Below are 26,988 nucleotides of genomic sequence, written 5' to 3'. Positions count from 1 at the left end.
ACTGAGTAGCGGAAACTATTATCTGATTTCAGACTAAGCAAGTCTAAATATAAATACTAAGTTTGACAATTACGTATATAAAAATTTTACAGTAATTATTTTTTTCAATACCAGGGATACCCGACTAAAAAGGTCGGGTATGTTTGACTGGTATTTTTACTCGTGTTACTATCAGGCGACAGTGACAGACAAACAGGGAAAGCTAGTTTATGACTCAGGCAATCAAAACCCAAACCCAAACCCAAACCAGCACTGCCTACTTTCAAGCTTTAAAGTGTAAAGAGTGTGGTGCCGAATATGAACTCAAAGCCAGTAATGTTTGTGAGTTATGTTTTGGGCCTTTAGAAGTCAAGTATGACTACAACGCTCTCCGTCTGACTGTCACTCGTGAAACAATTCAAGCCGGGCCCAATTCAATTTGGCGCTACCGCCCCTTTTTGCCTGTCGCAACTGACAATGTTATAGATGTGGGAACGGGGATGACTCCCTTAGTTCGTTCTCACCGTCTTGCCCGTCGCCTGGGTCTAAATAAGCTTTATATAAAAAATGATGCGGTTAATATGCCCACCCTTAGCTTTAAGGATCGGGTAGTATCAGTTGCTCTATCAAGGGCACGAGAGTTGGGTTTCACTACCGTTTCTTGCGCTAGTACAGGTAACTTGGCAAATTCTACAGCTGCGATCGCAGCCCATGCCGGTTTAGACTGCTGTGTGTTCATCCCCGCAGATTTAGAAGCCGGTAAAATTATCGGTAGTCTGATTTACAGCCCAACGCTGATGGCCGTCAAGGGTAACTACGATCAAGTAAACCGTCTCTGTTCGGAAGTTGCCAATACACATGGCTGGGGTTTTGTCAATATTAATCTGCGCCCTTATTACTCTGAAGGTTCCAAGACGCTAGGTTTTGAAGTTGCTGAACAACTAGGCTGGGAGCTACCCGATCATGTTGTTGCTCCTTTGGCATCTGGTTCACTATTTACAAAAATTTATAAGGGTTTCCAAGAATTTATCGAAGTTGGTTTAGTAGAAGATAAGAAAGTCCGTTTCAGTGGCGCTCAAGCAGAAGGTTGTTCACCAATTGCCCAAGCCTTCAAAGAAGGACGCGACTTTATTAAACCAGTTAAACCAAATACAATTGCGAAATCGCTAGCGATCGGTAATCCAGCAGACGGTATTTATGCTGTAGAGTTAGCTCAGAAAACTGGTGGTAACATTGAATCAGTCAATGATGCAGAAATTATTGATGGCATCAAGTTGCTGGCAGAAACCGAAGGCATCTTCACAGAAACGGCTGGTGGTACAACCGTGGCCGTGCTGAAAAAACTGGTAGAAGCTGGCAAAATTGATCCAGATGAAACTACCGTGATTTACATCACCGGCAATGGTCTAAAAACCCAAGAAGCAATCCAAGGCTATGTTGGTGAACCCTTGACTATTGATGCTAAACTGGATAGTTTTGAACGCGCCCTAGAGCGATCGCGTACTCTCGATCGCTTGGAATGGCAACAAGTTCTCGTTTAGTTAGCAGTTAGGAGTTATGAGTTTTTTATTCATGACTCCTAACTCTTAACTGTATTCCTAACTCTTCACTTTGTACTTTTATGGCTGTAACAGTTTTAGTTCCTACGACTCTTCAGAATTTGACTAATAATCAAGCTACTCTAGAATCCAACGGTAGCACCATTGCTGAATTGTTGGATTCTTTAGAACAAAGCTTTCCTGGTATTAAATCCCGGTTGTGCGATGACGAAGGCAAGCTACGTCGGTTTGTAAATTTTTACGTTGATAGTGAAGATATCCGCTATTTAGATGGTATTAACACAGCCCTAAAAGATGGCGATGAAGTAAGTATTGTCCCTGCTGTTGCTGGTGGTTAATACAGAAAACATCAAATAAGTAAAAGATTTACCAGATAAACCTTTGAGAAATTAACTGATTTCCGGTCTGAGACGGGGAATCAGTTAAAAACTTAGCGATCGCCTGAGATAATTTGAGAGAGTACCAACGCTTAACTTTTAATTGATATCGTCGCAGAGATGGCGATCGCTCTTACTGACATTCGGGTTATTCTTTAGATAGTCATACAGCCAATCACAACCACGCTCCAGTAAGCTATCTAGATTCTTGAGATGATTTAGCTCATCCAAATTCCAGAGAATTATAGCCCCATCAGCACTGCCCAAAGCCAGAGTTTTACCATCGGCTGAGAAATTCGCGCTTAATAAATGATCGCTGTGCCCAGTTAGAGTTCTCACTAAATGACCGTCGCGTGTCCAAAGTTTTACAGTTTTATCATCACTAGCTGTTGCAATCATCTTACCGTCAGGTGAAAAATTCACGCTATTCACCTGATCGGTATGCCCCTGCAATTTTTTGTACCAGCGAAACTCGCCCTTGTCGTCCTGCTTCCAAAGTATTACCGTCTTGTCATTACTACTAGTGGCAATCATATCGCCACTAGGTGAGAACTTAACGCTCAAAACCCAACTGTTATGGCCGTTTTTCCCTGCGAGAGTCTTGTAGATGTGAAACTCGCCCTTATTGTTTTGCTTCCAAAGTTTTACCGTGTTGTCATCACTAGCTGAGGCAAGCATCTGACCGTTTGGCGACCAAGCTACAGCCCTTACCCAGTCCTGATGCTTGTTGAGAATCTGAGGTTTGATGCCATCAAGCCGCGATATTATTACTTTGTTGTCCATACTACCCAAGGCGATAAACTGACCGTTGGGTGAGAAATTCAAGTCTAATATCTTATCGCTTTTTGGAAAAAGGGTTCTCAGTAATTTACCGTCACGGTTCCAGAGTTCCACTGTGTTATCATCACTAGCGGTAGCAATTGTCTGACCATCAGGTGAGAAACTAACGTTATCGCTATGCCCCTCAAGAGTTTTGTCTAAAGTACCATCGCGCTTCCAAAGTTTCACTGTCTTGTCACGGCTGGCTGAGGCAATTATTTTGTCATCAGGTGAGAAATCTACCTGATTAACGCGATCGCTATGACCGTTGAGAATACTTACCACACCACTACCATACTGAATCTTCATTGTGCTGTCAGCGCTAGGAGAAGTAGGAATTTGGGCGTTGTGTAAGCAACTGGTATTACCAACTTGCCAAAGTTTCATCGTACCGTCAGCACTGGCAGAAATTAGGATTTTACAGTCAGGTGAAAACCTGACAGCATAAACTCCATTGCTATGTCCTGATAAAGTTGTGAGTAAAGTACCGTCAGGCTTCCAAAGCTTTACAGTCTTGTCGTCACTAGCTGTAGCAATCATCTTACCGTCGGGTGAGAAAGCCACACTATTGATTCCATCTTTATGTGCTTTAAAATTTTTTAAAGGAGTGCCGTCTCGATTCCAGAGTTTTACTCTGTTGTCGTTACCAGTCGCAGCAGCACCACCAGCCGCCGCCGCAATTGTCTGGCTATCGCTTGACCAAGCAACATCCCAAACAAAGTCGTCATAGCCTTCTGTAGTGTGCAAAAGCTTACCATTGGATGTCCAGAGTTTCACAGTTTTGTCCCGACCACCAGTCGCAATCATCTTACCGTCGGGGGAGAAAGCCACACTATTGACTCCATCTTGATGCGCTTTAATCGTTTTTAATAAAGTGCCATCTGGCTTCCAGAGTTTTAGTGTACTGTCCCGACTTCCTGTAGCAATTGTCTTACCATCTGGTGAGAAATCGATACTATAAACTCCCTTATTTTCGCCACTATTTACTCCATCTTGATATGCTGGTAGGGTTTTTAATAAAGTCCCGTCCCGCTTCCAAAATTTTATGATGCCCTGGAAATCGCCTGAGACAATTGTTTGATCATCAGGTGAGAAACTCAAACCTAAGACTTTATCTTTATGTCCTTCGAGCGTCTTGTACACGCTACCATCTAGATTCCAGAGTTTTATAGTATGGTCATAACTAGTTGAGGCAATCAACTTACCATTATGGGAGAAAGTTACACCCCAGATTAGAGCCTTGTGTCCTTCCAAGCGATCGCGCTCTACTATCCAGTAAACTGATTGTTGTAATGCCGCTATAACTTGGGTACGAATTTCAGAATCGGTTTTTCCCCAGTCTGTAGCTTGGAGTTTTTTACCTGCTTTAATGGCTTGTTTAAGTGCTTCAAACCTTTGATTTGAGGCAAAAAGGGCTTCTGAAGCTTTACTAATGGCAATTGTCTCAGCTTGTTCTGTTTTTTGCCTTTCAGATTCTGCCCGCACTCCCAATCCTACTGCTATAACTGCCAGAATGGACATTATAGTGACTCCTGCGATCGCAAAATTTCGTTGTCGTTTTGCGTCATTGCGTTGTCGCTTAAGAACACGATTTAGTTCTGCTTCAGCGTGTTGCCGTTGTTCCTTTTCCTTTTTCTGTTCCTCTAATTTTCTTGCTTGTTGTGACTGCCGGATAAAAGAAACTAGATAGTCATGAACCAGTTGATATAGGTTAGCAGGGTCTTCAGGAATATTTAACACCAGCCCCGAACCAACTAAAATCTCTAAAACTAGATTTAGTTTTTCTTTTTCTGAGACAATATCTGCTGTTTTTAAATCTTCCGCTAAATTGTCAGAAGTTTTGAAGGGACGAGTACCTTTCTCGTCTGTTAATAAATATAAAACTACTCTGGCACAGAGTTCGTTTTCAGAACCACAGTCTTTAATAACTTCTTCTAAAAATCGCTCGACTAGTTTTTCTTTTGTTCCTGACTGAAGATATTGTTCTAAAGTTGTAATTTTATCTGTTTGAAGTTGCGAACCGACGATTTGTAACTCAATCGGGCGTACCTCGCCAAGTTCATCTGATAAATCTTCTACTAATTGAGCGATTAACTCAGGTTCTAAGTAAAAGTGGGTTTGTTCTGTCAGACTTTGGACAACAGCTTTGGCATCTTTTGAAGAGAAATTTCCTAAATAATAACGGATATCCTTATCTAAAATATTGTTATTAATTGCTCTAAAATTCAGCAGGCGATCGCACTCCAATAAATAATGCAAATAATCTTCTCTCAAACAGAGAATAACCTTAACAAAAGGAATATCCAGACAAAGTTGCAAAAACTTATAAAATTGCTGTCTTTTACTTTGATCTGTGTAAACAAAGAAAAATTCTTCAAACTGATCAAAAATTAAAACTGTTAACTTCCGCTCGGCATTTTTCCGCAGACTTTCACAGATAAATTCTATTGAATTACTAGATGTACCATTATCTGCTAAACATTTTGCCAATATCGCCATCCAATCTGTATAAACTCGTAGGACAATAGGTAATACATCACGCGCATCTATTGATTGTAGTTGCAGTGTTGGTACTAGTCCCCCGTTCAAAATTGAACTTTTACCTACTCCTGACTGACCATGAAATACAGTCAATTTATGGTCAGTCCGGCTCATTCGTTTCATCAACCGATTAACATCTTGTTGCCGACCAGAAACAGCAATTTCTTGAGCAACTTTTATGATATTTTCTCCTTGCACTAGTGCCGGGTTAATTACCTCATGCCGAGGAATTAAATAAGCTGCCCCAATAAAAGCACGAAAACCATATTGATGTTCAATTTTAATTTGCTCTTGCTTAATCTGAAAAGCTGCAAGATATTGACCTTGTTGATAATAAATGCTTTGTAACCTCTCCAAAATCCGAATGTAAAGCTCTGGATCGTATTGAGGTTTAGTTTCTCTTCTTGCAGCTTCTAGGGTAGTTAAAGCATCTTCCACTTTATTAAGCTGCTGTAGCGCTCTGGCTAGTGCAAATAAATACCAACCTTGATGATAATATAGCACCAATTCTAAATTAGCCTTCGATTGGATGGATTGGTTACTAGCTACAATAGAAAGCGCTTTTTCGGTAGCTTGTTTAGCTTTATCCCAAGCAGACTGAGCAAGTGCTACTTCAGCGATAAATCCATAGGCTCTTGCTTTTCTAAACCAATCAGGATAGGTTTGATATAGAGTTAAAGCTTTTTGAGCAACTGCTTCTAATTCATCCCACTGCTGAAGCTTTTGTAGTACTTCTCCCAAAGCGTTAATAAATTTTGCTACCAAGTCAGGACGATTCGCCTGCTCAAATATTTCGAGACATTTGTAATAATAATTTTTAGCGTTCGAGCAAGCATTTTGTTGTTCCGTTAAATGCTGCACGGCGTAGGTACGCCACCATAACCCCAAATTGTACAGTACACATCCTTGCTGTTCTAGTTTAGAACTCTGTTGCAAAAGTGCGAGACTGCATTCATAATGCTGGCGTGACTGTTCCATCGAAACTGCATCTCGACCCAGAACAAATTCTAAACTGGCTTCTAGTTCTGCGTCTAACTTCACACCCCGCTTTTGCAGTTCAGCTTGTGCTAACTCAAGTTCTACGCGGTGCGGCGAACCGATTGCCAAGTTGATTGCGGAATTATCGAGAAATTTTCCTGCGCCAGCATCTAAAACTTGAGCAAAAACTGATTCAGCAGTTTGTTTGATAAATTGAACTAAATCAGCAGTTGCGATCGCAAAATGAATTATTGTGGCCCAATTCTCAAAATCTGTCGCTAATCTGATCAGCTTTTGCAGAACTTGGTCATTAACCAGTAACATGACTGGGAACGGGAAGTTTTTTCTAAACTCCTCCCGTACTTGGTTAGCTGAAGTTAGAACTGTATCAATATCTTTAACCGATTCCAAACCAAAAACCATTAACGCTGATGGCTGTTCATCTCCCAATTTTTCACCTATAGACGTGTAAAGAGTTTTCACTGACACGGGTAAGGTGATTTCACGGATTTTAACAGGAGATAGTTGGTGTAGACGTTGTACTATATCTTGACGGAAAGCTGCATAGTTACAGCGCAGCAAAGTCAGTGAAAATTCTCCCTGAGAAAGGTTAATTGCTCGCACCAAAGTTTGCAATGAACGCTCATTGTCAAAGGCTAGATTTTCTGGCTCTTGCTGATTACTCATAACATAAATAATTTACCTTATCAATACCATTGCCAAAATAAGAGTATGAAGAGGTAGGGCATTTCGTAGTAGATTTATTGTCTCTCACAACGATAAATCAAACACTACAAGCAGCCCATGCCTGATATCTTATCACTGCTACAATGCCTGCTACCGCAGATCAACGCGACAACAATGCGGCAATTTAACCAAATAATCCTGGCTATGTTAACGATGAGCGGGCGAGTCACGATGTTGGGAATCTCGCGTTGGGCAGGCACTAGTGGTAGTTATCGGACGATATTAAGATTCTTTCAGACAGTAATACCTTGGGCGACGTTGTTTTGGCTATTTTTCCGTAAGCATTTATTCCGTGCAAATGAGGTGTATTTGCTTGCAGGAGATGAAGTTGTAGTGAGTAAATCAGGTAAAAAAACTTATGGTTTGGATAGATTCTTTTCCAGCCTAGTAAGTAAACCGATATTAGGACTATCTTTCTTTACATTATCATTAGTAAGTGTTGAACAAAGGCACTCATTTCCCATTCAAATAGAACAGGTGATTAAGAGCGATGTAGAAAAAAGTAGTTCAACATTAGCCTCAGAAATAAAGCCTAAAGAAAAACGTAAGCGTGGACGACCAAAAGGAAGTAAAAATAAGAATAAAGCCGAGGTGATTTTAACATCTGAATTAGTGCGAATTCAAAAGATGATTAATTCGCTGTTCAAATTATTAGCTGGATTTGTGCCGCTTACTTACTTAGTGCTAGATGGGCATTTTGGTAACAATAATGCTTTGCAGATGGCTAGGCAAGTTAACTTACACATAATTTCTAAGTTGCGCCACGATTCTGCATTGTATATCCCATATCAACATCCTGACTCCCATAAACGCTCTCGTCGTAAATACGGTGATAAGATTGACTACCATAACATACCTGATAAGTATTTGCGTAAAAGTAGCATAGAGGATGAAATTCAAACTGATGTTTATCAATGCACTCTCCTTCACAAGGAATTTGCCCAAGCACTAAATGTAGTTATTTTAGTTAAAATTAATCTTAAAACTCATGCTCGTAGTCATGTAATTCTATTTTCTAGTGACCTAAAGTTGTCCTACGAAAAAATAATAGATTACTACAAATTGCGCTTCCAAATCGAGTTTAATTTCCGTGATCCCAAGCAGTTTTGGGGACTGGAAGATTTCATGAACTTAAGCCAAACTGCTGTGACTAATGCTGTTAATTTAGCATTTTTCATGGTCAACTTGTCCCATCATCTTCTCTTGGATTTTCGTCTCCTTAATCCCGACTCTGGCATTATTGACCTGAAGACTCATTATCGTGGTTTTCGATATGTCCGTGAAATCTTAAAAATGCTTCCGGAAATGCCTGAGCCTATTTTATTAACCCAGATTTTTGCCAAGATTACTTCTTTGGGACGGATTCATAACGTTTCTACAGGCGTTGAACCCTCGTAAATTGGCAAAGGTATTGTTATAATAACTGTTTGTATAATTACATCATCTAAGTAGAGGGCAGTAGACAAGAGAATAATTTCTGCTAATTTTAAAAGCTGTAGCTGCTCCCGTTACAATTGACATCGCTCCCGTGACGATTGATATCGCTCCCGTCACGACTGACATCACTCCCGTCACGATTGACATCGCTCCCGTGACGACTGACATCGCTCCCGTCACGATTGACATCGCTCCCGTCACGACTGACATCGCTCCCGTCACGATTGACATCGCTCCCGTCACGATTGACATCGCTCCCATCACGATTGACATCGCTCCCATCACGACTGATATCGTTCCCGTCACGATTGACATCGCTCCCGTCACGACTAAGATGCTTAACGTTATACAATTTCACAAAATACCTGATAAGTGCATTAGCCGTAGGTTGGGTGAAGCGGAGCGCAACCCAACATTCTGAGATATGTTGTGTTACGCAAAGCCTCCACCCAACCTACAATTTTTTTGCAACATTTTAGCCTTGCCACGCCAGTAGGGTGTATTGTCGCGTAGCGCTACGCACATTAATACCCCGATTCATAAACTAAATTCCTTGGCTTCAGCCAAAATCGGATTGACATCAAACCAAGAACCATCTTCATTCCGGTATTCAAATACAAACATACTGCGGAGCAAAAGTTCGTATCTTTCATGACCTCTCAAGCTTTTCTCTTGCGTCACCTCACGTAGCAATTCCCATTCATCGAGCGTAATTGCCAAAGTTAGCTCATTGCGGCGTTGTTTTATCACCCTATCCACACATTCCCGCGACAGAGGTGGGTCTTCTTGCTGAAGACAGCGAAATAATAACATCAGCAAATTACGCAAATGACCGCCGCTAACTCGGCAAAGTCGCTCTAAAGTATCAGGACTATCAAAAACCTCGGTAATTAAATTCTGACTTTGTTCCCAACTAACGCCAGGAAAAGCCCTCGTCATAACCATCTGTTGCAGTAGCGTGAGTCCTTGTGAAAATTGCGAACCATCTTGCAATTGCACAGGAACCATCGGCAAAACCTTGGGGTCTACCCCAAAGCGATTTGTTAACCTTCCTAAAGCGTTGGAAAAAATCAACACTAGGGGAATGGTATAAACAACATGACAATTTAGCTGGTTTAACTGTTCACCACGTTCTACAAAGAGATATTCTGGCTGGTAATAACCCGAAGGCTTCAAAGAATTATCCACTCTGTCGAGATTATCTATAATTACCACCAGTCCTTGTTTACCTTGCTGCTTGAGTTTTTCTATAGCAGGCTTGAGCAATTCTTTGTTAATTGATTCTAAAATGCCATTGGTGCGTGGTTCTAAATATTGCCGTAACTGGCCGCGGAGTTTGGGACTATCTTTAGTTTTGGCAGTAATTTTGGCAATACCTACAGATAATTCAGCCTCCACCCCAATGTCTAGCGGCGTTTGCAAAAACTCAGAAATTTCGGTAAATAGATTTTTAAAGTATCCTGGTTTCAGGTTGATTTTTATTGTTTCTAAACTTTGACTCACCTCACGAGCTACTGCTAGTAAAATATCTGTAACATCAATATCAGCCATATCGAGGCTTTGGCTAGACTCGAAATAAACCACATGAAATTCCTGCTGCTCTAACTCTGCTTTTAGTCGCAGTAACTCAGTGGATTTGCCACAGCCAATATGTCCGGTAAATAATTGACAGGTAGGTTGTTCTGGTGCAAGGCGGGTGATAGTTCGCCCAAGTTCTTCAATAATCTTGGCACCACGAACTTTAGAGAAATCAATATAATATTGTCTATCCTCCGGTTTGCTCACAACCAGAGTTTTACTGGGGTTGCAAGCTTGAAAAAACCTGACTAAATCTAGTTTCATCACAAATCACCCGAAATTAGCCTGATACTCTTGCCATTTCAGTGATTATACAGACGATAAAGCGGCTATTTCGGAAAAAACTTCTTCAAGGCGACTGATTAAGGACTTCCATAAAAAACGTGAGTTCGACAGACCTCTCCCTGCCTTGAACTTGCGTTCAAGTCTGTCCCTCTCCGACTCGGAGAGGGACAGGTTTTGCGTAGTAAAACTAGGGAGAGGTCTTTTGGGTAAACATGATATGACCCAATACGGTTCAGTTAAGGGCTACTGGCAAAAATTTGTGGTTTTCGAGATGCGATAAATCGCCGTCTCTACAAGTGTATTGGTCTACAATTTCAACTTTTCACCCCGAATTGAATAATCTAACAACTCCATCGGGTGAATGACTGAAATATTCTTACCTTGTAACTGCAAATGCTTTGTAATTTGCAAAGTGCACCCCGGATTAGCAGAAGCAATTAACTCAGCACCAGTATTCAACAAATTCTGTACTTTTTGCTGACCCAATTCTTCAGCAACTTCCGGTTGCAGCATATTATAAACCCCAGCACTGCCACAACATAAAGCCGCATCTACTGGTTCTCTCAACTTCACCCCTGGAATTTGTCGCAATACCTGACGCGGTTGCACGCTAATCTTTTGACCATGCAATAAATGACAGGCATCTTGATAAACTAAATTCAAAGGTTTATCAGTGAGTGGCGACAGTTTCGCTGTTATACCAACAGTTGCCAAAAACTCTTGAGCATCTTTAACTTTAGCTGCAAAATCCTTTGCCTTTTCCCGATATTCGAGGTCATCTTCTAAAATATGACCGTATTCTTTTAAAGTATGACCACAACCAGCAGCATTGATAATTACAAAATCGACATCAGTGTTAGCGAAACTATCAATCATCTGCCTTGCTAATGCTTTCGCTTGTTCTGTTTGCCCTTGGTGTTCGGGAAGCGCTGCACAACAACCTTGAGATTTGGGAATCACTACTTCACAACCATTCGCTGTTAAAACCCGCACTGTTGCTTCATTCACGGGGGAGAAAAACAGCCGTTGTACGCATCCCAAAATTACCCCGACTCGATAGCGCTTCTCACCTTTAGCAGGAATCACACTAGGCAAATTATCTTGAAAAGATTTGAGGGTAATTTCTGGCAGAATTGATTCCATTGCTGCCAAACGGGGCGATATTTTATTGAGTAAACCTGTAGCGCGAAATAATTTAGCAAATCCCAACTTCTGATAAACCAACAACGGAACTAATAAAAACCGTAAAAGATTGGGATAGGGAAACAGAGAAAATATCAGTTGACGAAAAAATTGGTCTGGCAAACTGCGGGGATAATTTCGTTCAACTTGGTGGCGAGTTGCAGAAATCAATTTGTCATACTGCACACCAGAAGGACAAGTACTCACACAAGCAAGACATCCCAAACACGAATCAAAATGTTCTACAGTTGCCGTATTGAGAGCAATCTCACCCTCATTAATTGCATCCATTAAATAGATGCGTCCTCTAGGTGAATCCATCTCCTTGCCAAGCACTCGATAACTTGGACAAGTCGAAAGACAAAATCCACAATGTACACAACTATCAATTAACTTTGGGTCAGGTGGATGGCTCTCGTCAAATCCCTTCAAATTCTTTAAACTAGCCGTATTGTTAACAGCATTTTCTGAAACTTGCATATTTCTACCTTTCCCCTCTTCCTTTGCGTCCTTTGCGTCCTTCGCGGTTCGTTCTTAAATTCCACCCACAAACCGACCAGGACTTAAAATATTCTTACTATCAAACTGTTCCTTTATACGGCGCATCAACGGCAAAGCATTCCCCGTATAACCCCAAACATCTATTTGTTCTTTAACCGCCACTGGTGCTTCCAGAATTGTTAAAAAACCTCTATTCAGTTGAGTGGAATCGCGCACCTGCAAAACTTGATTTTTATCCTCTAATTGTAACAAACCTAAACCACTACTTATATGAATTAAACCCAACTCCACCTGAGTCAAAATATCTACAGCAGCAGTAGGCAACACTCCTATTTTGCAGGTAATTACAGATTCTCTGGCAGAAAAATGTATTCGTTCTTGCAATCTCTGCCATAGACTAGCCTCATCAGCATCGGCAAAAATTGCCCCATTTAAACCTAACTTTTGACCTACTTCCAAAACTCGGTTTGACTGTTCTTTAACACTCTCACTAATACTCTGAAAGCGGGCAATTAATCCCAGCCCTTGACCCAAACCTAAGCTAGACACCAATTTAGTTGATAGCAAATCAGCCTGAACTGGTGTTAATGCCGAACCTCGAAGGATATCAGCCGCTTGAGATACAGCCTCGGCACTACCAGTTAGTACCACCGTCCCCGATGCCTCTGATAGCGGATACACACGGAAAGTCAGTTGACTAATAAAGCCTAATGTGCCATAAGACCCAGTAAGCAATTTCATCAAGTCATATCCGGCAACATTTTTAACTACTCTTCCCCCAGCTTTAGCGACTTCTCCATCAGCACGGACAAAGGTAACACCTAGTAACTGGTCGCGCACACTACCATAACGTTGCCGCAGAGAACCTGTATCACCTGTGGCAACAATACCGCCAATGGTTGCTGACTCCGGTGCTGTGGGGTCAAGGGCGAGAAATTGCCGCGATTTTGCCAAAAGTGCCTGGAGATCCGAGAACTTCATTCCAGCTTCTACTGTGACAGTCAAATCGCCAACAGCGTGTTCAATCAGTTGGTTGATGCCTTCTGTGCTAACTACGACATCAACGCCCTTAGCTAAACCACCCCAGCTAAGTTTACTGCCACTACCACAGGGTAGGACACGCCAGTTGTGACTGTGAGCTTTGGCGATGACTGCGGCTAGTTGCTGTTGGGTGCGGGGATAGACGATACAAGTGGGAGGTTTGCCAGAAGTTACAGCCTGTTGGATACGTTTTTGCTGGCCTATTTCGATATTTTCCCAAAGGCAAACAGCATTTTCTTCGCCGATAATAGATGCAAAATCAGTAGCGCACACGCCTTGCGGCTTGTCGTTAGATATCGCTTTCATTGAGTTTATTTTTTTACGCTCTACATCTAATTTACTGGTTAACCTGACCAAAAAAGCGTATTGCCATTAATATACGGTGGCTGTAAATGCCTAGGTTGGGATGCGCCAACACGACGCTACCCATTTACAATAAACAACGCTTATAACAAATGATCTACCGATATTACCAACCTAATAAAATATTAAAATTTTATTAAATGTTTACTTGATTGTCTAAATAGTCTTAACTGTCCTTGCATTTTTATTAAAAGAGTAAGAGTATATTTATAGAAAATTATTTTAATTTTCCTTAACCATTAAGTTGATATAAATACATAAGTTCTTCGCACTCTACTTAATGGTTAAGTTTGTCTTTTTCTCATTGATGCAATAAAGCTAGGCTTGAACTTTAGTTTAAGGCAGGGAGAGGTTTATCGAACTCACCTTAGGGACTTCCAGAAAATAAAATATACAGATAATAAAAATGATAATCATTGTTAGGGGGGTGGGAGAGGCTGCCAACGGCAGCCTCTCCCACCCCAAGTTGTAGTAAATTGAATGATGATTCGATTTTGGGATGTTTGAGGTGTCAATACAATTAACAGATTCATTGAAAAAGTTATTGAAGGAAACCGCACATCAATTAAAGGGAGCAGCTAAACGTAGGTTCATTGCACAAACAGTTGTGGCATTAGGACACGGAGGAAAGTCTATAGCAGAGCGAGAGTTAGGATGGAACCGTGTAACTATTGGTAAAGGAATTAAAGAATTAAATAGTGGTATCACTTGTGTGGATAATTATCAAGGTAGAGGAAGAAAAAAAGCAGAAGAACACCTACCAACTCTTTTAGAAGATATCAAAAAACTAGTCGATTCTCAAAGTCAAATAGACCCGACTTTTAAAAGTCAAAGACTCTATACCCGACTGGGCGCATCTGTTGTAAGACATCAATTAATTGAAAAATTTGGTTATGCTGAAGAAGAATTACCAACTTCAGAAACAATTCGTGTCAAGTTAAATGATTTAGGGTATCGCCTCAAGAGGGTTGCCAAAATTCAACCTCAAAAAAAATTCCCGAAACTGATGCAATCTTTGAGCAATTAGCTATAGTTCACCAAGAAGCTTCAGATGACCCAACTATTTTACGTTTAAGCTTGGATGCGAAAGCTCGCGTAAATATCGGCTCCTTTGATCGTGGTGGTAGAAATCGAGTACCAACAGAAACTGATGACCACGACTTCAAACCAAAAACAACTGTAGCTCCTTATGGTATCTTTCTTCCAGACCTTGACGAGCTATTTTTGTATTTTACAGAATCCAAAGTAACTAGCGATTTTATCGTTGACATTTTAGGGGATTTTTGGAAATCAGAAAGCTGGCGATTTTCGGAAATAAAAACTTTACTTATTAATCAAGATAATGGAGGAGAAAATAGTTCTCGACGTACTCAGTTTATGAAACGTATAGTTGAATTTGCTCAATCATACAAATTAAATATACGTTTAGCTTATTACCCTCCCTATCACAGTAAATATAATCCAATTGAAAGAACTTGGGCTGTTTTGGAGAATCATTGGAATGGCAGTATTTTAGACGATGTGGAAACTGCATTAAATTTTGCTAAGACTATGACGTGGAATGGTAAAAGTCCAGTTGTTAAGTTAGTTACTCAGACTTACTCTAGCGGAGTCCGTCTAACTAAAAAAGCTATGCAAGAAATTGAAAATAAGATTGAACGTTTGACTAATTTTACCGAAGATAATTTACCAAATTTAGGTAAGTGGTTTATTGATATCTGTTGTGGAGTAACGTAATTTTCAAAAAGTTAAAAGCGCAAAAATAGTCGATAGCAATTCAGCTCACTGCATTTAAGAACTCTCTTTGTGCAGACATTTATCTTGCCTATTTATTGAGGGAGAAAGGGGTTGCCGTTGGCAACCCCTTTCTCCCCCTTAAAATGATTATCATTTTTATTGACTGTATATTTTATTCTCTGGAAGTCCCTTAAATAAAGTTATGATGCTCTTGCATTAAAAGCGATCGCGCTTTGGTTGGTAAAGTATTAGCTTTATCCAACTTATATTATCGGCAAACTTTCTTCTATCCTGATGACAATTTTAAAATCTCAAAAGAAAAAGTAGTAGATTAGTTAAATTAACTAATCTACTACGGGTAGAGTTAGGAGACAATTGTGATATCTATAGCAATGCTAAATTAGTTGTAAAAATTATTTTTTATTTAAACTTAAACGCAAAGTGGTGAGACAGTCCGGGTGTTATTTGAATGGAATTTTATGCTAATTTGATTAACTTTTAAAAAAGGTAGCAGATGGGGAGAAATTACCCATCCGCTACAAGTAAACGGAGGTATAAACTTGATTATTTAATTGGCATGAACCAATTCTTGAGGCGCGGCGGCATCATAAGCTACAGCTTTAACAAATTCTTTGAGGACATCTTTGAGCCTTTGGTCAATTTCTTCATCTAAGATGACACTGTTATCGGGTTGCCGTTGAATTTGTTTGTCTACTGCATAAACAGTAGCTAGGATATGCCGCGCTCCTAATTCAGATAATACAGGTTTCAAAGCATATTCAATTGCCAATAAATGAGCGATCGTTCCACCAAGGGCAATTGGTAATACGGGTTTACCTGTCAATGATTTTTGTGGGAGCAAATCTAGAAATGTTTTCAGCACTCCTGTGTAAGCAGCTTTGTAGATTGGGGTGGCTATAATCACACCATCTGCCTTTGCTAATAAAGCTTTTGGCTGTTCTAAAGCAGGGCTATCGTATCGTCCAAAAACTAAATCTTCAGCAGGTAAATCCCGAACTGAAATAATGTCTACATGCAAGCCTTCTTGTTGTAAAATTTTGGCGGTGTATTCGACCAAACCATAAGTTCTAGATGGATGGGTTGGGCTACCTGCGATCGCTAAAATATTTGTCATTCAATTAAACTCCTATGTATTAAATGGGAATAGAGAATGGGGAATTGGGAATAACCAATACCCTAAACTTTACTAGGATATGGATGTGGCTTTCTCTTTATGCTGCTTAGGGAAATCTTCATTTGCCACAATCTCACCAAATGGACTCAAGACGTGTTGCTTCTCTACTACTGGCAGATTTTCTAAGGGCAAATGGGGAAATAGAAGTTCTGCGACTCGATAAGCTTCTTCTAGATGGGGATAACCAGAGAGAATAAAGGACTCAATACCCAAATCTGCATATTCCAACATTCTGGCCGCTACGGTTTGAGGATCGCCTACTAAGGCTGTTCCCGCACCGCCTCGCACCAAACCAACTCCTGCCCAGAGGTTCGGACTAATCTCTAAAGCCTCACGATTCCCGTGGTGTAATTGAGTCATCCGTTGTTGTCCAACTGAATCCATCCGGGCATAAGCTTTTTGAGCTTTAGCGATCGCTTCGTCATCGACATATTTAATTAAATCATTGGCTGCATCCCAAGCTGCACTCTCGGTTTCGCGCACAATCACATGTAAACGAATCCCAAACCGCAAAGTCCGGCCTTCTATTTCTGCAAGTCTGCGAACTAATGAAATCTTCTCGGCTACTTGCGCCGGTGGTTCGCCCCAAGTCAGGTAGACATCTACGTGCTTGGCAGCAATTTTTTGAGCAACAGGAGAGGAACCGCCAAACCACAACGGTGGATATGGCTTCTGAACAGGTGGAAATAGCAGCTTACCATCTTGAATATTGAGATAATCGCCCTGAAGATTGGCTTGTTCTCCACTAGCGATCGCTCGCCATACTGTCAAAAATTCATCTGTTAATTCATAGCGCTGATCGTGATCCAAATGCAAGCCATCTCCCGCTAACTCTACGGGATCGCCTCCTGTTACGACATTAATCAGCAAGCGTCCTCCAGAGAGACGATCAAAAGTCGCCGCCATCCGCGCCGCTACTCCAGGCGATACCAAGCCGGGACGAATCGCCACCAAAAAACGCATCCGTCGTGTCAGCGATACCAGCGTTGACGCTACAATCCAAGCATCTTCGCAAGAACGTCCCGTGGGCAGCAATGCCCCTGTATAACCAAGGTCATCCACCGCTTGAGCAATCTGCCGCAGATAGGGAAAGCTTACTGCCCTTCCACCTGTAGCAGTTGCAAGGTAACGTCCGTCGCCGTGGGTTGGGATGAACCATAGTAGCTGCATGAATCCTGTCCTTTTAAACTACGGTAAAACGATAGAACTACCGTGCTTTGTTTATAGATGTAGAGTATCACATATTCTACTGAAGCAAGCAAGAAGTTTTTTTAGAAACTCCGGTATTCCTATCAAACCAATGTATATTAAGCTGTGTTCAATAAGATAGCGATCGCAAAGATTGGAAATCGGGAATTGGGTATGGTTATTTTCCTTGCCCCCTTTTCCCTCTCATCAAAAATATGGGTCTGAAACCCCGTGCTTCACGCAATGCTTTAAAGTAATGAGTGGATGAAAAATGGGTATTGACTCATTACTTATTACTCATTACTCATTACTCCAGAATCACCGTGCGTACCCTTCTCCTGACGGAGACGCTGCGCGAACGGGAACGCCAAGGGCGAACACGCCAGGGAGTATGTCAACCCCTGATTTCCCTTTGCTCCTTAGCCCTCTTCCTGTTGTCTCTAAACAGAAATAAATTGGAGTTCAGATGTCGTGAGGTCGCGCCATTGACCCAATTGTAAGTCATCTAATCGTAGGTGGGCTATGCTGACCCTAACCAGTCGCAAAGTCGGAAACCCAACAGCCGCAGTCATGCGCCGGACTTGACGGTTTTTTCCCTCTGTCAAAGTCATTTCCAGCCAAGCTGTCGGTACATTTTTGCGAAATCTAATTGGCGGCGTGCGTTCAGGTAGCTCTGGCTCTTTTGATAAGAGCCTAACTTGTGCTGGTTGAGTGCGGTAATCTTGAATTTCTACGCCTGTTTGCAACCTTTTGATCGCATCTTCATCTGGAATTCGCTCTACCTGTACCCAGTAAGTACGTTTATGACCAAAACGCGGATGGGCAAGGCGATGTTGCAATTGTCCATCATTCGTTAACAGCAGTAATCCTTCACTATCCCAGTCTAAGCGTCCTACAGGATAGACATCAGGTACATCTATATAATCTTTCAGGGTGCTATGTGTGGGAGCATCTTTTGTAAATTGGCTGAGAACGCCATAGGGTTTGTAAAAAATAATATATCGGTGATGATTTGTCATTTGTCATTGGTCATTTGTCATTGGTCATTGGATATTGTTATTCTTTTCTTGCTCCTTTGCCCCCTGGTTCTATTTTCTAACGAGATTTAAACATTTTTGAGGGGAAATAAGCGTTCAAATACTTTCCCCGTAGGGACAATTCATGAATTGCCCCTACGACGCAGGTCTATTTATTATCATCAATTATTAATAAACACCTGAAATGACGTATTTATGTTGATTCACAGCATAACTCTGTATGGTATGTAAGTCTTAAAGCCGTATTTTGTAAACGACAAAAAACGATATCGTCAGAAATTGTGGGTTGAAATTTGCTTAAGATACACAACCAATGCCCTATGACTAATTACTTTCGCTCCAATGTTGATGCAATGGCTAGCTATATTCCCGGTGAGCAGCCCCAGCGTGGTACACAGATAATTAAACTCAACAGCAACGAGAACCCCTATCCTCCTTCTCCTGCGGCACTAGCTGTACTACAAAATATTGAGGGGGAGTGGTTGCGGCGATATCCAGAACCTTTCGGCGGGGAATTTCGAGAAGCCGCAAGTAAAGTTTTAGGAGTTCCTAGCGATTGGATTATTGTAGGCAATGGCAGTGACGAATTGTTGAGCGTAATAATTCGAGCCTGTGCAGAACCTGGAAAGAAGGTAGTTTATCCGATGCCCACTTATGTGCTATATCGTACATTAGCAGAAATGCAGGCTGCGGAAATTATTGAAATTTCCTACAGCGAGGACTACAGTTTACCTTTGGAAGAACTGGTTGCTGCCAATGGTTCTGTCACATTTATTGCGTCGCCCAATAGTCCATCGGGGCATCTGGTAGCAACTAACGAACTGCGCCAATTAGCCAGCCAGTTATCTGGAGTTTTGGTGATTGATGAAGCATACATAGATTTTACCGAAGAGAATGCGTTGGCTTTGGTAAAGGAATACGAAAATGTCATCATAATTCGTACCCTTTCTAAGGGCTACTCGTTGGCTGGACTGCGATTGGGATTTGGAGTGGCGAATCCTAAACTGTTGCAGGGATTGTTTAAAGTCAAGGATAGCTATAACATTGATGCGATCGCTTGTGCAATTGGCACGGCTGCCATTACCGATCAAGCTTATAAAAATGCTTGTGTGGCAAAGATTAAAGCATCGCGGAATCAGCTATCAATAGACTTGAAACAATTAGGTTTTCATATCTGGGATTCCCAAACTAACTTTTTGCTGGTACAGCCTCCACAAAGAAACGCGGAATATCTCTATCAAAAACTGAAAGAACAGGGAATTTTAATCCGTTACTTCAAGCAGCCTGGGCTAGATGATAAATTACGCATTACTGTTGGCACAGATGAACAAAATCAAGTTCTAGTAGAAGCGTTGATTTATTTGTTGGGGACTGGGGATTAGCGCAGGGGGAACGCATCTAAATCATTGATATATAGTGAAGTTAGCGATCGAGCGATCGCAAAGGTTCTGCAATTTCCTAGGAGAGTCAGGGAAACCGCGTTTGCTACTGTATTCGGTGCAACTACTACTTCAAAGAAATTCCTCCTGCTCGCACTTGCTAATGTACTATTCCTGGTCAGGATAAAGGGTATTATAGCTGTCCCAACTTTGAGCGATTTATGGAACATATTAGCAAGCAACTTTTAGAACTATAATTCGGCAAGTTCTTCGTAGTTGACAGCCCAATGCTTTAGGAACTCTTCAGCCTCCATTTTGATAGCAACCTTAGCTTTCTTTGTAAACCTCAAACAGTTCCCAGTGTCTCCGAGTGGGTGTTTTGGCTGCAATCATAGCGACAACTTTAATAATGCACAGGTACCTCAGAGTCATTCTGCTGAACTGTATGAACAGAAGTGTCAGGAAGTTTATCAGCACATTTATGAGAATTATTCTGGATAAGGGAGTATCTATGATGCTAGTACATGAATGCTACAAAATTCAAAATAGTTGCTTGTGATTTTTCTGGATAGCTTGAATATTTTTGAATTTATCAGTATTTTCTGGGTTAAATTTAAGAAAAAATCAGTATGTTAGTGATGCAATGTATTGTCAGCAAATGGCAATCGCTATCTAAAAGTTAAACTCTATGTATGTTCTCAATGAAGCATCTATTGCTCATGCGTTTTGTAATCCCGTTTCTATTACAGCCTATGTTGGTTCATTATCAAAGTCTCATGAAACAGTTTTACATCCTGGGTTGGAGAAATACTTATTGACTCTTGAAGGTGAATTAAGTGATAAACGATACTCTCAGGAAGAATATAAGATAAAATCAGATATTAAAAACTACACTCCTGCTATACGATATGAAGCAGGATTAATCTACGTTCCCAACAATCTATCAGAATTAAATAAAAATTTTATACGTGTTAAGTGTGACAAGTATTTATATGCTGAGGAAGATATTTTAGAGCAATTATGGCTAATGACGAAGGAGGAGCCAACTAAAGCAGTACAAGTTAATGCACTTGTTGAAGCATTTGGATATGAGAAGCGTATTGTAAGTTCGCCTGGCTATGGTAAATTTCAACTCACTAATATTCGGATTGGTAGCGAACACAGAGAATTGTATAAGTTTATTTAATCAACACTACTTTCGTTAACTTACAAGGGCAATAAATACATCTATATATATTGTCGTAGTAAGAGTTAATGAACAAGGTGATCATAAGTGGTAGCATTCGGTGCAAAAATTACTTTTATTAGATCACCGTATTTTTTGTTGATACAATTGCTTTTTAGGCGATCACCTATATTTTAATTCAACAAATTTATAGTTCTGCCACCTGTAGGTTACGTTCCAATTTACCCCAGTTTTACCCCAGAAATGCCTATTGGGGTACAAAACCTCTACCTTACCTTACATTATTTACCCAAATTACCCAAAATAACCCTAAAAACCTATGAAGGCTTTGAAAACAAGCCTTTTACGCACAATAAAAAAGGGCTTGAAAACCCTGTAGTACTTATATTTCTTTAAAGGCGGCACCCGGATTTGAACCGGGGGTGGAGGTTTTGCAGACCGGTAGCTTCGCACCCTTTGGACACTCAAGCGCTTTTGTGGTCAATAATCCAACCAAACACCATTGACTTTGAATATCATTTTGAATATCATTGCAGGGAAGTAGAGGTTAGCGATATTCAAATGGGAACAGCCAAGACAGCTAGGACAGCCAGGGGTAATGTAGGGGTTGAGGAGTTCAGAGGAAAGTTTAGGCTCCGGTTGCCCAGGTCAGTAACTCCCCCAGGGAAACAAGCCATCATTAGTACTGGGCTGGATGCTAATGAGATTAATAAGAGGCGGGTTGATTCAGTAGCTAACTGGATAGAGGAAGAGATAATCACTGGGCAGCTTGACCCAACCCTTGAGCGCTACAGAGAGAAACTAGATAGCTACAGAAAACCTCAGTTAACCCTAGTTAAGCCTAATACACCGCAGACAGACATCATGGGGCTATGGGAGCAATACTGCGCCTATATGAAGCCTCAGCTAGCCTCTACCACATATAGGCGCGATTATGCCAGAAAGTATACTAACCACATCAAGGGACTACCGACTAAAGACTTGAGTCAGGCGATCGCTATCAGAGATTATCTATTAGCCCAACTAACCCCTAATGCAGCCAAGCGGGTACTAACCTACCTAGCCGCCTGTTGTAAATGGGCTGTTGGCTCCGGTCTGGCAAAGGATAATCCATTCGCCGGAATGTCAGAAGACATCAAGCTACCTAAGCATGATTCAGATGCCATTGACCCTTTCAGTAGGGCAGAAATGAATACCATTATCAAAGCATTTGAGGATACCCGGCCCCACTATGCACCCTTTGTTAAGTTTATGTTCTGGACTGGCTGTAGAACTGGGGAGGCGATCGCGCTCCAGTGGCAACATATTAACTCCGATTGCACCCAGATTACATTTTCTGAATCCTATGATAGCCAGCTAAATATCAGAAAGGGGACTAAAACAGGCAAGGCTAGGAAGTTCCCTTGTAATAGCCAAGTCAGAGAGTTATTACTATCCATTAGGCCCACAACCCCCGACTTAGAACAATCAGTATTTACCAGCCCCACCGGGGGAATCATCAGCAATACTAGATTCTCTACTCAGGTTTGGAAAGGTGGCAGAACAAGTAACAAAAACTACAATGGGGTTATTCAAGGGTTATTAGATGAGGGTAAAATAGAGCGCTACCGGTGCCCATATAATACCCGGCATACTTTCATTACCTTAATGCTGGCTGAGGGGTTAACAGTTTCCACAGTGGCAAAGTTGGTAGGAAATAGCCCAGAGATTATTCTGAAGCATTATGCGGGTAACACAGTACCCCTAAACCTACCAGAACTCTGATGACTGGGTTAACCCCTCGGATACTAGCAGCTTTTCAGGAAGTCTAGCCAGGTGTCCAGGGGTCTAAATAAATGCCTGGGCACTCCATAGGATAACTCTTTAGATTTTATCCTTAACCAGCTTGTCTCCCTGGTTAGCCTATCCGCCTCAGTTACCCTAGCTTCCCCTGTGTTGCGATCGATGGTAACTACAAAGTGAACTGGGAACCTGTAGCGCTCCCATCGGCTTGCAATACCGCCTACCAGTATGTTATGGTCTTCAAAGATGCCTGATTTGGATTTGACTTCAATGTTGTAACCTTTACCTCTGTGGATAACTCTGATGTCCCTTTGGTACTTTGGGTATAAGTCTTGGGCTAGCTTAGACTGAATCCGCGATCGCCAGTTATCCGGGTCAAGTCTGTAACTTCCATAAACCACCCGGTATGTCATGTACTGGTCTACCTGGTAAACTCGGTCTAACCCTTGAGTGTTAAGGTACTCAGTTAGGCTATATTCCCATGAGTTACCACAGGCTAGCCGAACCTCAATAGGGTCGGTGAAGTAATCGCTATGGCGCTGTCCCCCATTATGAGGGATATGTGCTATACTAGTCATAGTATTTGTAAAAGTCGATAAGTTGTTTTTAATAGCTCCCTTGGTACTGGTCATACCTTGGGAGCTTTGGCTGTTCTGGTAGGTCTTGGGCTTAAATCGAAATATTTAACCCAGATATCGAAACATTTCGACAAAGGATTAATCCAGGCGGTCTTGGTACTGGTTAATAATGTCTTGGGAATCATCTTGTAGAACCTTGGCGCGTCTTGGGTTGCCTGAAGCTTTGATAACCCGGCGCTTACCTGTCCTCTGTTTAGTCTCAAGGACTTTGATTAATCGCCTTTGCTGTGCTAGGGTCAACCGATCGAATATATCCCTTTGGTCAGCATTCAAATCAAACTTGGTAAATACTTGGGTTCTGTTAATCATGATTAGGTTCCTCTGATTGGTATCTGGTATTCTGTTCTGGAAAATAAGCGTCTGGTATTCCCAACTGCGCTTCTAGAGAACCGATGTTGATACTGACACTTACAACAGGGTCAGGGATTACCTCTCTAGCCATCCGATCTTTAACTAGCTGGCTGGCCCATTCCCCCATTTCCTTAAGCATCCTGGCCACCCGCAGGTTGTTATCAGCATTGAACTGGGCAGCTAGGGAGTCAACAGCTTCCAGGGCGATCGCTAGGAGCCTTTCTTGTCTGGCATCATTGCCCAAACCATCGGCTGAGACATTGGTGGTCAGCCTTGGGGCTACTGGGGTATCCTGGGGTGCTACATGGGGCTTCTGGGGTTTACTGTGCTTTCGATGGCTATAAACCTGCTGTGGTGTAACATGAACCCCTAGAGTTATCAGGTAATCGACTAATGAAGTTGCTGGTAGCCCCAGGCTGACCTTAGCCGCAAAGCTTTGTCTAGCCTCTGCATTCAAAGCGCAAATAGGGCAGGTGGTCTTTCTAACCATTGGTCTTGACCCCTTGTAGTTCCTTAAGCCCTTCTCTGAGTAGGTTTAAACCCTCGAAAAAATCAGCATTATCTAAAGTCAACAAATACTCTAAACATTCCTTAAGACCTTTCTTAGTCCCCTCTGACATCTGATTTATTTGGTTAGTCTCAAAGATGTCTTGAACTATTGCAGTCATAGTTGTTTGCTTCTTAATAGCCTGATCAGCTAACCAGTCATAAGTGCCCTGATCAACCCTAAATGCCAACTGTTTAACTTTCATGATTTTTACCTGTATTTGAATATAGTTTGTCAAGCGGTTTTATAGCTTTCAGAGTTTTAAAAAGTTCAAACCAACTATTTTGCTTGACAGTTTATATAGTACAAAGACAAATAAAATCAGGATTAAACAAAATGGCAGGCGATTTTCAGAAACAACAAAAAGAGCGTGAAGCTAACCTAGCTCGACTTAAGGCTGAGACTGATAAACTTATCGGGGAAGAAATAGCCGAACAAAAGCGTTTAACCGATGAAAAACAAGCTAAGTTAGAATCCCGCAAGGCAACTATGAAGTTCTTAGGTCAGTTTGTTGATACTGCTATCAAGTTCGGAAATATAACCTCTGAACAAATCAATATCTATCTAACCAACTATCAAGTTGAATATGGTAATGATGCCCTAGTCGCCAAGTATTTGGGCCTAGCTGTTCAGTTACTTACCCATCCCCAGACCGGAGTAGAAAGTACAACTGCCAGGTTTGGAAATGGCGGATTGTTATGGCGTGGTCAGACCTATAAGAACTGCCATGAACTACATGATTCCCTAGTTGCTTTACTAGCTGACTTTGACCCCTTTGATAATAATATTGTTTGGTTAGAATATCTGTTAGAAGAGATATTTGGGGATGAGGGTAAACTGGCTGCTGAGATTTATTTGGAGCGCTGGAGAACTACTTATGTCCCTATGATTCTAAGATTGGTTGAACAGTCTAAAAATGCCATTGAAATCCCTAACATCGATAGCCTGACTACCGATGACCTCTTTATCATCCAAAGTCTAACAGGCGGTTTCTAAAGCGTTCAGTAAGCCATAGTTTAGCCCGGTAGGTCTTGTTAACTTACCGGGCTTTTCTTATGGGTTATTAAGGTTGATTAGGAAGCGATATAGAGGACATAAACAATGTTTCTCTTCCGGTTATCCTGGGGAGTTAGGTTAATCCAATCTTCCTTTACTTCCGGGTTAGCAGTCATAAACTGATCAATCTGGTTGATTGTACTGTCCCATACAACCCCGGCGTTCTTCATAGCCTTGATGATGTTATTCAATCTTTTTTCAACTACTGGAATGTTGTATTGTTCAGTAGCGGTAACTGAAGCTTGAACTGTTGCGTTAGACATGGTATTATTTCCCTAAGATTTGATAATGTTTCTTTGATTGCCGGGGGTAGCCGTTAACTACCTCCGGTATTTGTTTGAGTTTTTACTGTTCCGACTGAGGTTTGTTTAGCAACCTCATAACCATGTATTGATTAAGAGAAATCAGTTCTCCTATCTTCTGGCAATAATCAAAATGCTCTTTCTTTAGCATTTCATAATCCTCATCTGAGAATCTAACCGTTATTGCCTTTCCCATGTCCTCCTCCGTTTCTATATAACCAGTATAACCAATGTAACTACTAGTTACACAAGTGAATATACTGAACTTTTAGAATATTAAAATACCTGCATAACCTCATGGGAGCGTCAAGGCAAAACAAGCCCCTCTGAGGCATCCTAGAGGGGTTTTGAGGTTATTAGTTGGGAGTTAGGAGTTAGCGTACCTGATGGTTTTTATGGCGTTAATGTATCTTACAGAACTGGGTACTCTAAAGGGTATAAAGTTAGTAGGTTAATCATAAAGTGCTAGTTCTTAATATCCTCCCCCCATCACATAAGAAGGATGCAGTTGAGGTGGTATATTTGAATACCCTATCTAAAACTCAGCTTCTTGGTTACTGGGAGGATGCTGTAAAAAACCCCGATCGTTATCTCGTTTATGATGTTGAGCCTATTAAAAATCCTGACTGGGACATTCCAGCTAAAGAACTATCAACTCTTGGGCAGTACATGGATGACAACAAGATAATAGTGGATGAGTCTGATTACCATAAGTTAGCCACAAGGTTAGCTGAAAGGTATAGGGAAATATATGGTATTAATCCACGCAAAGTATCAAGAACTAATGACAGTGGTAAATGGAATAATAAATCGTATGCGTACTCCCAAGGTTCCTTCAGTATTATTGAGGAGTGTTTATTGACCGTTAGGCATACAAGATTACCTAAATAGCCCTTACCTGAGTTGTCACAGCGATCGCTAGATGATTTAGGGGATAACTTAAGCCCCCTGTGGTTATCTAAGGGATATCAGAGAGGGCTTAGGTTTACTGGTTAGCATCAGAATATTCTGTCCTATGTGTCCGATGTCTGTCCTATCAGTTTTATGTCATAGGACAGACTGAAAAGGTTACTGGGTAAGGGTTATACTCTCTGTCCTATCTGTCCTATGAGTTTTACCTAACTTACCCTAGATATAAGTACTACTGCATAGTTTATACAGTACATACTTACAAGTCATATACTTTTATATATTTGATAGGAC

General features: G+C 41.3%; 22 protein-coding genes. 9 read left to right on the top strand and 13 right to left on the bottom strand.

The window, feature by feature from the left end; translation table 11 throughout:
* Nucleotides 1-209 precede the first annotated feature (209 nt).
* Complete coding sequence (thrC, locus tag GJB62_RS06690; protein WP_114083351.1) at nucleotides 210-1,520, top strand: threonine synthase; 1,311 nt, start codon at nucleotides 210-212, stop codon at nucleotides 1,518-1,520.
* A gap of 80 nt (nucleotides 1,521-1,600) precedes the next feature.
* Nucleotides 1,601-1,876, top strand: a complete 276-nt coding sequence (locus tag GJB62_RS06685) for a ubiquitin-like small modifier protein 1 (protein ID WP_114083352.1) — start codon at nucleotides 1,601-1,603, stop codon at nucleotides 1,874-1,876.
* A 138-nt stretch (nucleotides 1,877-2,014) separates the two neighbouring features.
* Here the strand turns inward: GJB62_RS06685 and GJB62_RS06680 are convergent, their stop codons facing one another.
* A complete protein-coding gene (locus GJB62_RS06680) occupies nucleotides 2,015-6,940 on the bottom strand; it encodes a tetratricopeptide repeat protein (RefSeq protein WP_114083353.1) in 4,926 nt (1,641 codons plus the stop codon).
* 117 nt (nucleotides 6,941-7,057) lie between these two features.
* On the opposite strand from GJB62_RS06680, the gene GJB62_RS06675 reads away from it, so the two are divergent.
* A complete protein-coding gene (locus GJB62_RS06675) occupies nucleotides 7,058-8,398 on the top strand; it encodes a transposase (RefSeq protein WP_114083354.1) in 1,341 nt (446 codons plus the stop codon).
* Between the two features lie 88 nt (nucleotides 8,399-8,486).
* Here the strand turns inward: GJB62_RS06675 and GJB62_RS06670 are convergent, their stop codons facing one another.
* The 4 genes from GJB62_RS06670 to GJB62_RS06655 all read right to left on the bottom strand — a co-directional run bounded on the left by GJB62_RS06670 (nucleotide 8,487) and on the right by GJB62_RS06655 (nucleotide 13,330).
* Nucleotides 8,487-8,795, bottom strand: a complete 309-nt coding sequence (locus GJB62_RS06670) for a hypothetical protein (protein ID WP_147262533.1) — start codon at nucleotides 8,793-8,795, stop codon at nucleotides 8,487-8,489.
* Nucleotides 8,796-8,974: 179 nt separating this feature from the next.
* Nucleotides 8,975-10,279, bottom strand: coding sequence for a P-loop NTPase fold protein (locus GJB62_RS06665; protein WP_114083356.1), 1,305 nt, complete (start codon nucleotides 10,277-10,279; stop codon nucleotides 8,975-8,977).
* A gap of 327 nt (nucleotides 10,280-10,606) precedes the next feature.
* Complete coding sequence (locus tag GJB62_RS06660) at nucleotides 10,607-11,962, bottom strand: (Fe-S)-binding protein (protein WP_114083357.1); 1,356 nt, start codon at nucleotides 11,960-11,962, stop codon at nucleotides 10,607-10,609.
* A gap of 54 nt (nucleotides 11,963-12,016) precedes the next feature.
* The gene (locus GJB62_RS06655) at nucleotides 12,017-13,330 is read right to left on the bottom strand and encodes an FAD-binding oxidoreductase (RefSeq protein WP_114083358.1); all 1,314 of its coding nucleotides are present in this window, start codon (nucleotides 13,328-13,330) and stop codon (nucleotides 12,017-12,019) included.
* 571 nt (nucleotides 13,331-13,901) lie between these two features.
* Here GJB62_RS06655 and GJB62_RS06650 point away from each other — a divergent pair.
* A protein-coding gene (locus GJB62_RS06650) for an ISAzo13 family transposase (RefSeq protein ID WP_159402613.1) occupies nucleotides 13,902-15,124 on the top strand; the annotation gives its coding sequence in 2 pieces (ribosomal slippage) (nucleotides 13,902-14,382 and nucleotides 14,382-15,124; 1,224 coding nt in all).
* A gap of 568 nt (nucleotides 15,125-15,692) precedes the next feature.
* Here the strand turns inward: GJB62_RS06650 and ssuE are convergent.
* The 3 genes from ssuE to GJB62_RS06635 all read right to left on the bottom strand — a co-directional run bounded on the left by ssuE (nucleotide 15,693) and on the right by GJB62_RS06635 (nucleotide 18,526).
* Nucleotides 15,693-16,259, bottom strand: coding sequence for an NADPH-dependent FMN reductase (gene ssuE, locus GJB62_RS06645; protein ID WP_114082102.1), 567 nt, complete (start codon nucleotides 16,257-16,259; stop codon nucleotides 15,693-15,695).
* A 72-nt stretch (nucleotides 16,260-16,331) separates the two neighbouring features.
* Nucleotides 16,332-17,489: an FMNH2-dependent alkanesulfonate monooxygenase gene (gene ssuD / locus GJB62_RS06640; RefSeq protein ID WP_114082101.1), complete on the bottom strand. Its 1,158-nt coding sequence runs from the start codon at nucleotides 17,487-17,489 to the stop codon at nucleotides 16,332-16,334.
* A 458-nt stretch (nucleotides 17,490-17,947) separates the two neighbouring features.
* The gene (locus GJB62_RS06635) at nucleotides 17,948-18,526 is read right to left on the bottom strand and encodes an rRNA large subunit pseudouridine synthase E (RefSeq protein ID WP_114082100.1); all 579 of its coding nucleotides are present in this window, start codon (nucleotides 18,524-18,526) and stop codon (nucleotides 17,948-17,950) included.
* A 338-nt stretch (nucleotides 18,527-18,864) separates the two neighbouring features.
* On the opposite strand from GJB62_RS06635, the gene hisC reads away from it, so the two are divergent.
* The 3 genes from hisC to GJB62_RS06615 all read left to right on the top strand — a co-directional run bounded on the left by hisC (nucleotide 18,865) and on the right by GJB62_RS06615 (nucleotide 22,873).
* Nucleotides 18,865-19,926, top strand: a complete 1,062-nt coding sequence (gene hisC, locus GJB62_RS06630) for a histidinol-phosphate transaminase (RefSeq protein ID WP_114082099.1) — start codon at nucleotides 18,865-18,867, stop codon at nucleotides 19,924-19,926.
* 685 nt (nucleotides 19,927-20,611) lie between these two features.
* A complete protein-coding gene (locus GJB62_RS06620) occupies nucleotides 20,612-21,109 on the top strand; it encodes a hypothetical protein (protein WP_114082097.1) in 498 nt (165 codons plus the stop codon).
* A 561-nt stretch (nucleotides 21,110-21,670) separates the two neighbouring features.
* Nucleotides 21,671-22,873: a site-specific integrase gene (locus GJB62_RS06615; RefSeq protein WP_114082107.1), complete on the top strand. Its 1,203-nt coding sequence runs from the start codon at nucleotides 21,671-21,673 to the stop codon at nucleotides 22,871-22,873.
* Nucleotides 22,874-22,896: 23 nt separating this feature from the next.
* On the opposite strand, the gene GJB62_RS06610 is transcribed toward GJB62_RS06615, so the two are convergent.
* From GJB62_RS06610 to GJB62_RS06595, 4 genes are all read right to left on the bottom strand, one after another.
* Entirely contained in the window at nucleotides 22,897-23,469 is a 573-nt protein-coding gene (locus tag GJB62_RS06610) for a hypothetical protein (protein WP_147262494.1), read from the bottom strand.
* Nucleotides 23,470-23,607: 138 nt separating this feature from the next.
* A complete protein-coding gene (locus GJB62_RS06605) occupies nucleotides 23,608-23,838 on the bottom strand; it encodes a hypothetical protein (RefSeq protein WP_114082095.1) in 231 nt (76 codons plus the stop codon).
* On the bottom strand, nucleotides 23,831-24,370 hold the full coding sequence (locus tag GJB62_RS06600; protein ID WP_114082094.1) for a hypothetical protein: 540 nt from the start codon (nucleotides 24,368-24,370) through the stop codon (nucleotides 23,831-23,833). Before GJB62_RS06600 ends, GJB62_RS06605 begins: the two co-directional genes overlap by 8 nt.
* A complete protein-coding gene (locus GJB62_RS06595; protein ID WP_114082093.1) occupies nucleotides 24,363-24,632 on the bottom strand; it encodes a hypothetical protein in 270 nt (89 codons plus the stop codon). Before GJB62_RS06595 ends, GJB62_RS06600 begins: the two co-directional genes overlap by 8 nt.
* Nucleotides 24,633-24,763: 131 nt before the next feature.
* Here GJB62_RS06595 and GJB62_RS06590 point away from each other — a divergent pair, with 131 nt between their 5' ends.
* A complete protein-coding gene (locus tag GJB62_RS06590; protein ID WP_114082092.1) occupies nucleotides 24,764-25,423 on the top strand; it encodes a hypothetical protein in 660 nt (219 codons plus the stop codon).
* 77 nt (nucleotides 25,424-25,500) lie between these two features.
* Here the strand turns inward: GJB62_RS06590 and GJB62_RS06585 are convergent, their stop codons facing one another.
* A complete protein-coding gene (locus GJB62_RS06585) occupies nucleotides 25,501-25,746 on the bottom strand; it encodes a hypothetical protein (RefSeq protein WP_114082091.1) in 246 nt (81 codons plus the stop codon).
* A gap of 561 nt (nucleotides 25,747-26,307) precedes the next feature.
* Between GJB62_RS06585 and GJB62_RS06580 the strand changes: the two genes are divergently transcribed.
* Entirely contained in the window at nucleotides 26,308-26,676 is a 369-nt protein-coding gene (locus tag GJB62_RS06580; RefSeq protein ID WP_147262493.1) for a hypothetical protein, read from the top strand.
* Nucleotides 26,677-26,988 lie beyond the last annotated feature (312 nt).

Source organism: Nostoc sp. ATCC 53789, assembly GCF_009873495.1.
Lineage (GTDB): Bacteria > Cyanobacteriota > Cyanobacteriia > Cyanobacteriales > Nostocaceae > Nostoc > Nostoc muscorum_A.
The sequence above is the reverse complement of the archived record's forward strand: the minus strand, read 5'-3'. Positions and strand labels throughout refer to the sequence as shown.

Excerpts from the sequence above, each read along its gene's own strand:
- GJB62_RS06590 (WP_114082092.1), top strand. The coding sequence starts at position 24,764 with ATGGCAGGCGATTTTCAGAAACAACAAAAAGAGCGTGAAGCTAACCTA.
- GJB62_RS06635 (WP_114082100.1), bottom strand. The coding sequence starts at position 18,526 with ATGACAAATCATCACCGATATATTATTTTTTACAAACCCTATGGCGTT.
- hisC (WP_114082099.1), top strand. The coding sequence starts at position 18,865 with ATGACTAATTACTTTCGCTCCAATGTTGATGCAATGGCTAGCTATATT.
- GJB62_RS06655 (WP_114083358.1), bottom strand. The coding sequence starts at position 13,330 with ATGAAAGCGATATCTAACGACAAGCCGCAAGGCGTGTGCGCTACTGAT.
- thrC (WP_114083351.1), top strand. The coding sequence starts at position 210 with ATGACTCAGGCAATCAAAACCCAAACCCAAACCCAAACCAGCACTGCC.
- GJB62_RS06600 (WP_114082094.1), bottom strand. The coding sequence starts at position 24,370 with ATGGTTAGAAAGACCACCTGCCCTATTTGCGCTTTGAATGCAGAGGCT.
- ssuD (WP_114082101.1), bottom strand. The coding sequence starts at position 17,489 with ATGCAGCTACTATGGTTCATCCCAACCCACGGCGACGGACGTTACCTT.
- GJB62_RS06680 (WP_114083353.1), bottom strand. The coding sequence starts at position 6,940 with ATGAGTAATCAGCAAGAGCCAGAAAATCTAGCCTTTGACAATGAGCGT.
- ssuE (WP_114082102.1), bottom strand. The coding sequence starts at position 16,259 with ATGACAAATATTTTAGCGATCGCAGGTAGCCCAACCCATCCATCTAGA.
- GJB62_RS06605 (WP_114082095.1), bottom strand. The coding sequence starts at position 23,838 with ATGATTAACAGAACCCAAGTATTTACCAAGTTTGATTTGAATGCTGAC.
- GJB62_RS06585 (WP_114082091.1), bottom strand. The coding sequence starts at position 25,746 with ATGTCTAACGCAACAGTTCAAGCTTCAGTTACCGCTACTGAACAATAC.
- GJB62_RS06620 (WP_114082097.1), top strand. The coding sequence starts at position 20,612 with ATGTATGTTCTCAATGAAGCATCTATTGCTCATGCGTTTTGTAATCCC.
- GJB62_RS06595 (WP_114082093.1), bottom strand. The coding sequence starts at position 24,632 with ATGAAAGTTAAACAGTTGGCATTTAGGGTTGATCAGGGCACTTATGAC.
- GJB62_RS06610 (WP_147262494.1), bottom strand. The coding sequence starts at position 23,469 with ATGACTAGTATAGCACATATCCCTCATAATGGGGGACAGCGCCATAGC.
- GJB62_RS06665 (WP_114083356.1), bottom strand. The coding sequence starts at position 10,279 with ATGAAACTAGATTTAGTCAGGTTTTTTCAAGCTTGCAACCCCAGTAAA.
- GJB62_RS06675 (WP_114083354.1), top strand. The coding sequence starts at position 7,058 with ATGCCTGATATCTTATCACTGCTACAATGCCTGCTACCGCAGATCAAC.
- GJB62_RS06615 (WP_114082107.1), top strand. The coding sequence starts at position 21,671 with ATGGGAACAGCCAAGACAGCTAGGACAGCCAGGGGTAATGTAGGGGTT.
- GJB62_RS06660 (WP_114083357.1), bottom strand. The coding sequence starts at position 11,962 with ATGCAAGTTTCAGAAAATGCTGTTAACAATACGGCTAGTTTAAAGAAT.
- GJB62_RS06685 (WP_114083352.1), top strand. The coding sequence starts at position 1,601 with ATGGCTGTAACAGTTTTAGTTCCTACGACTCTTCAGAATTTGACTAAT.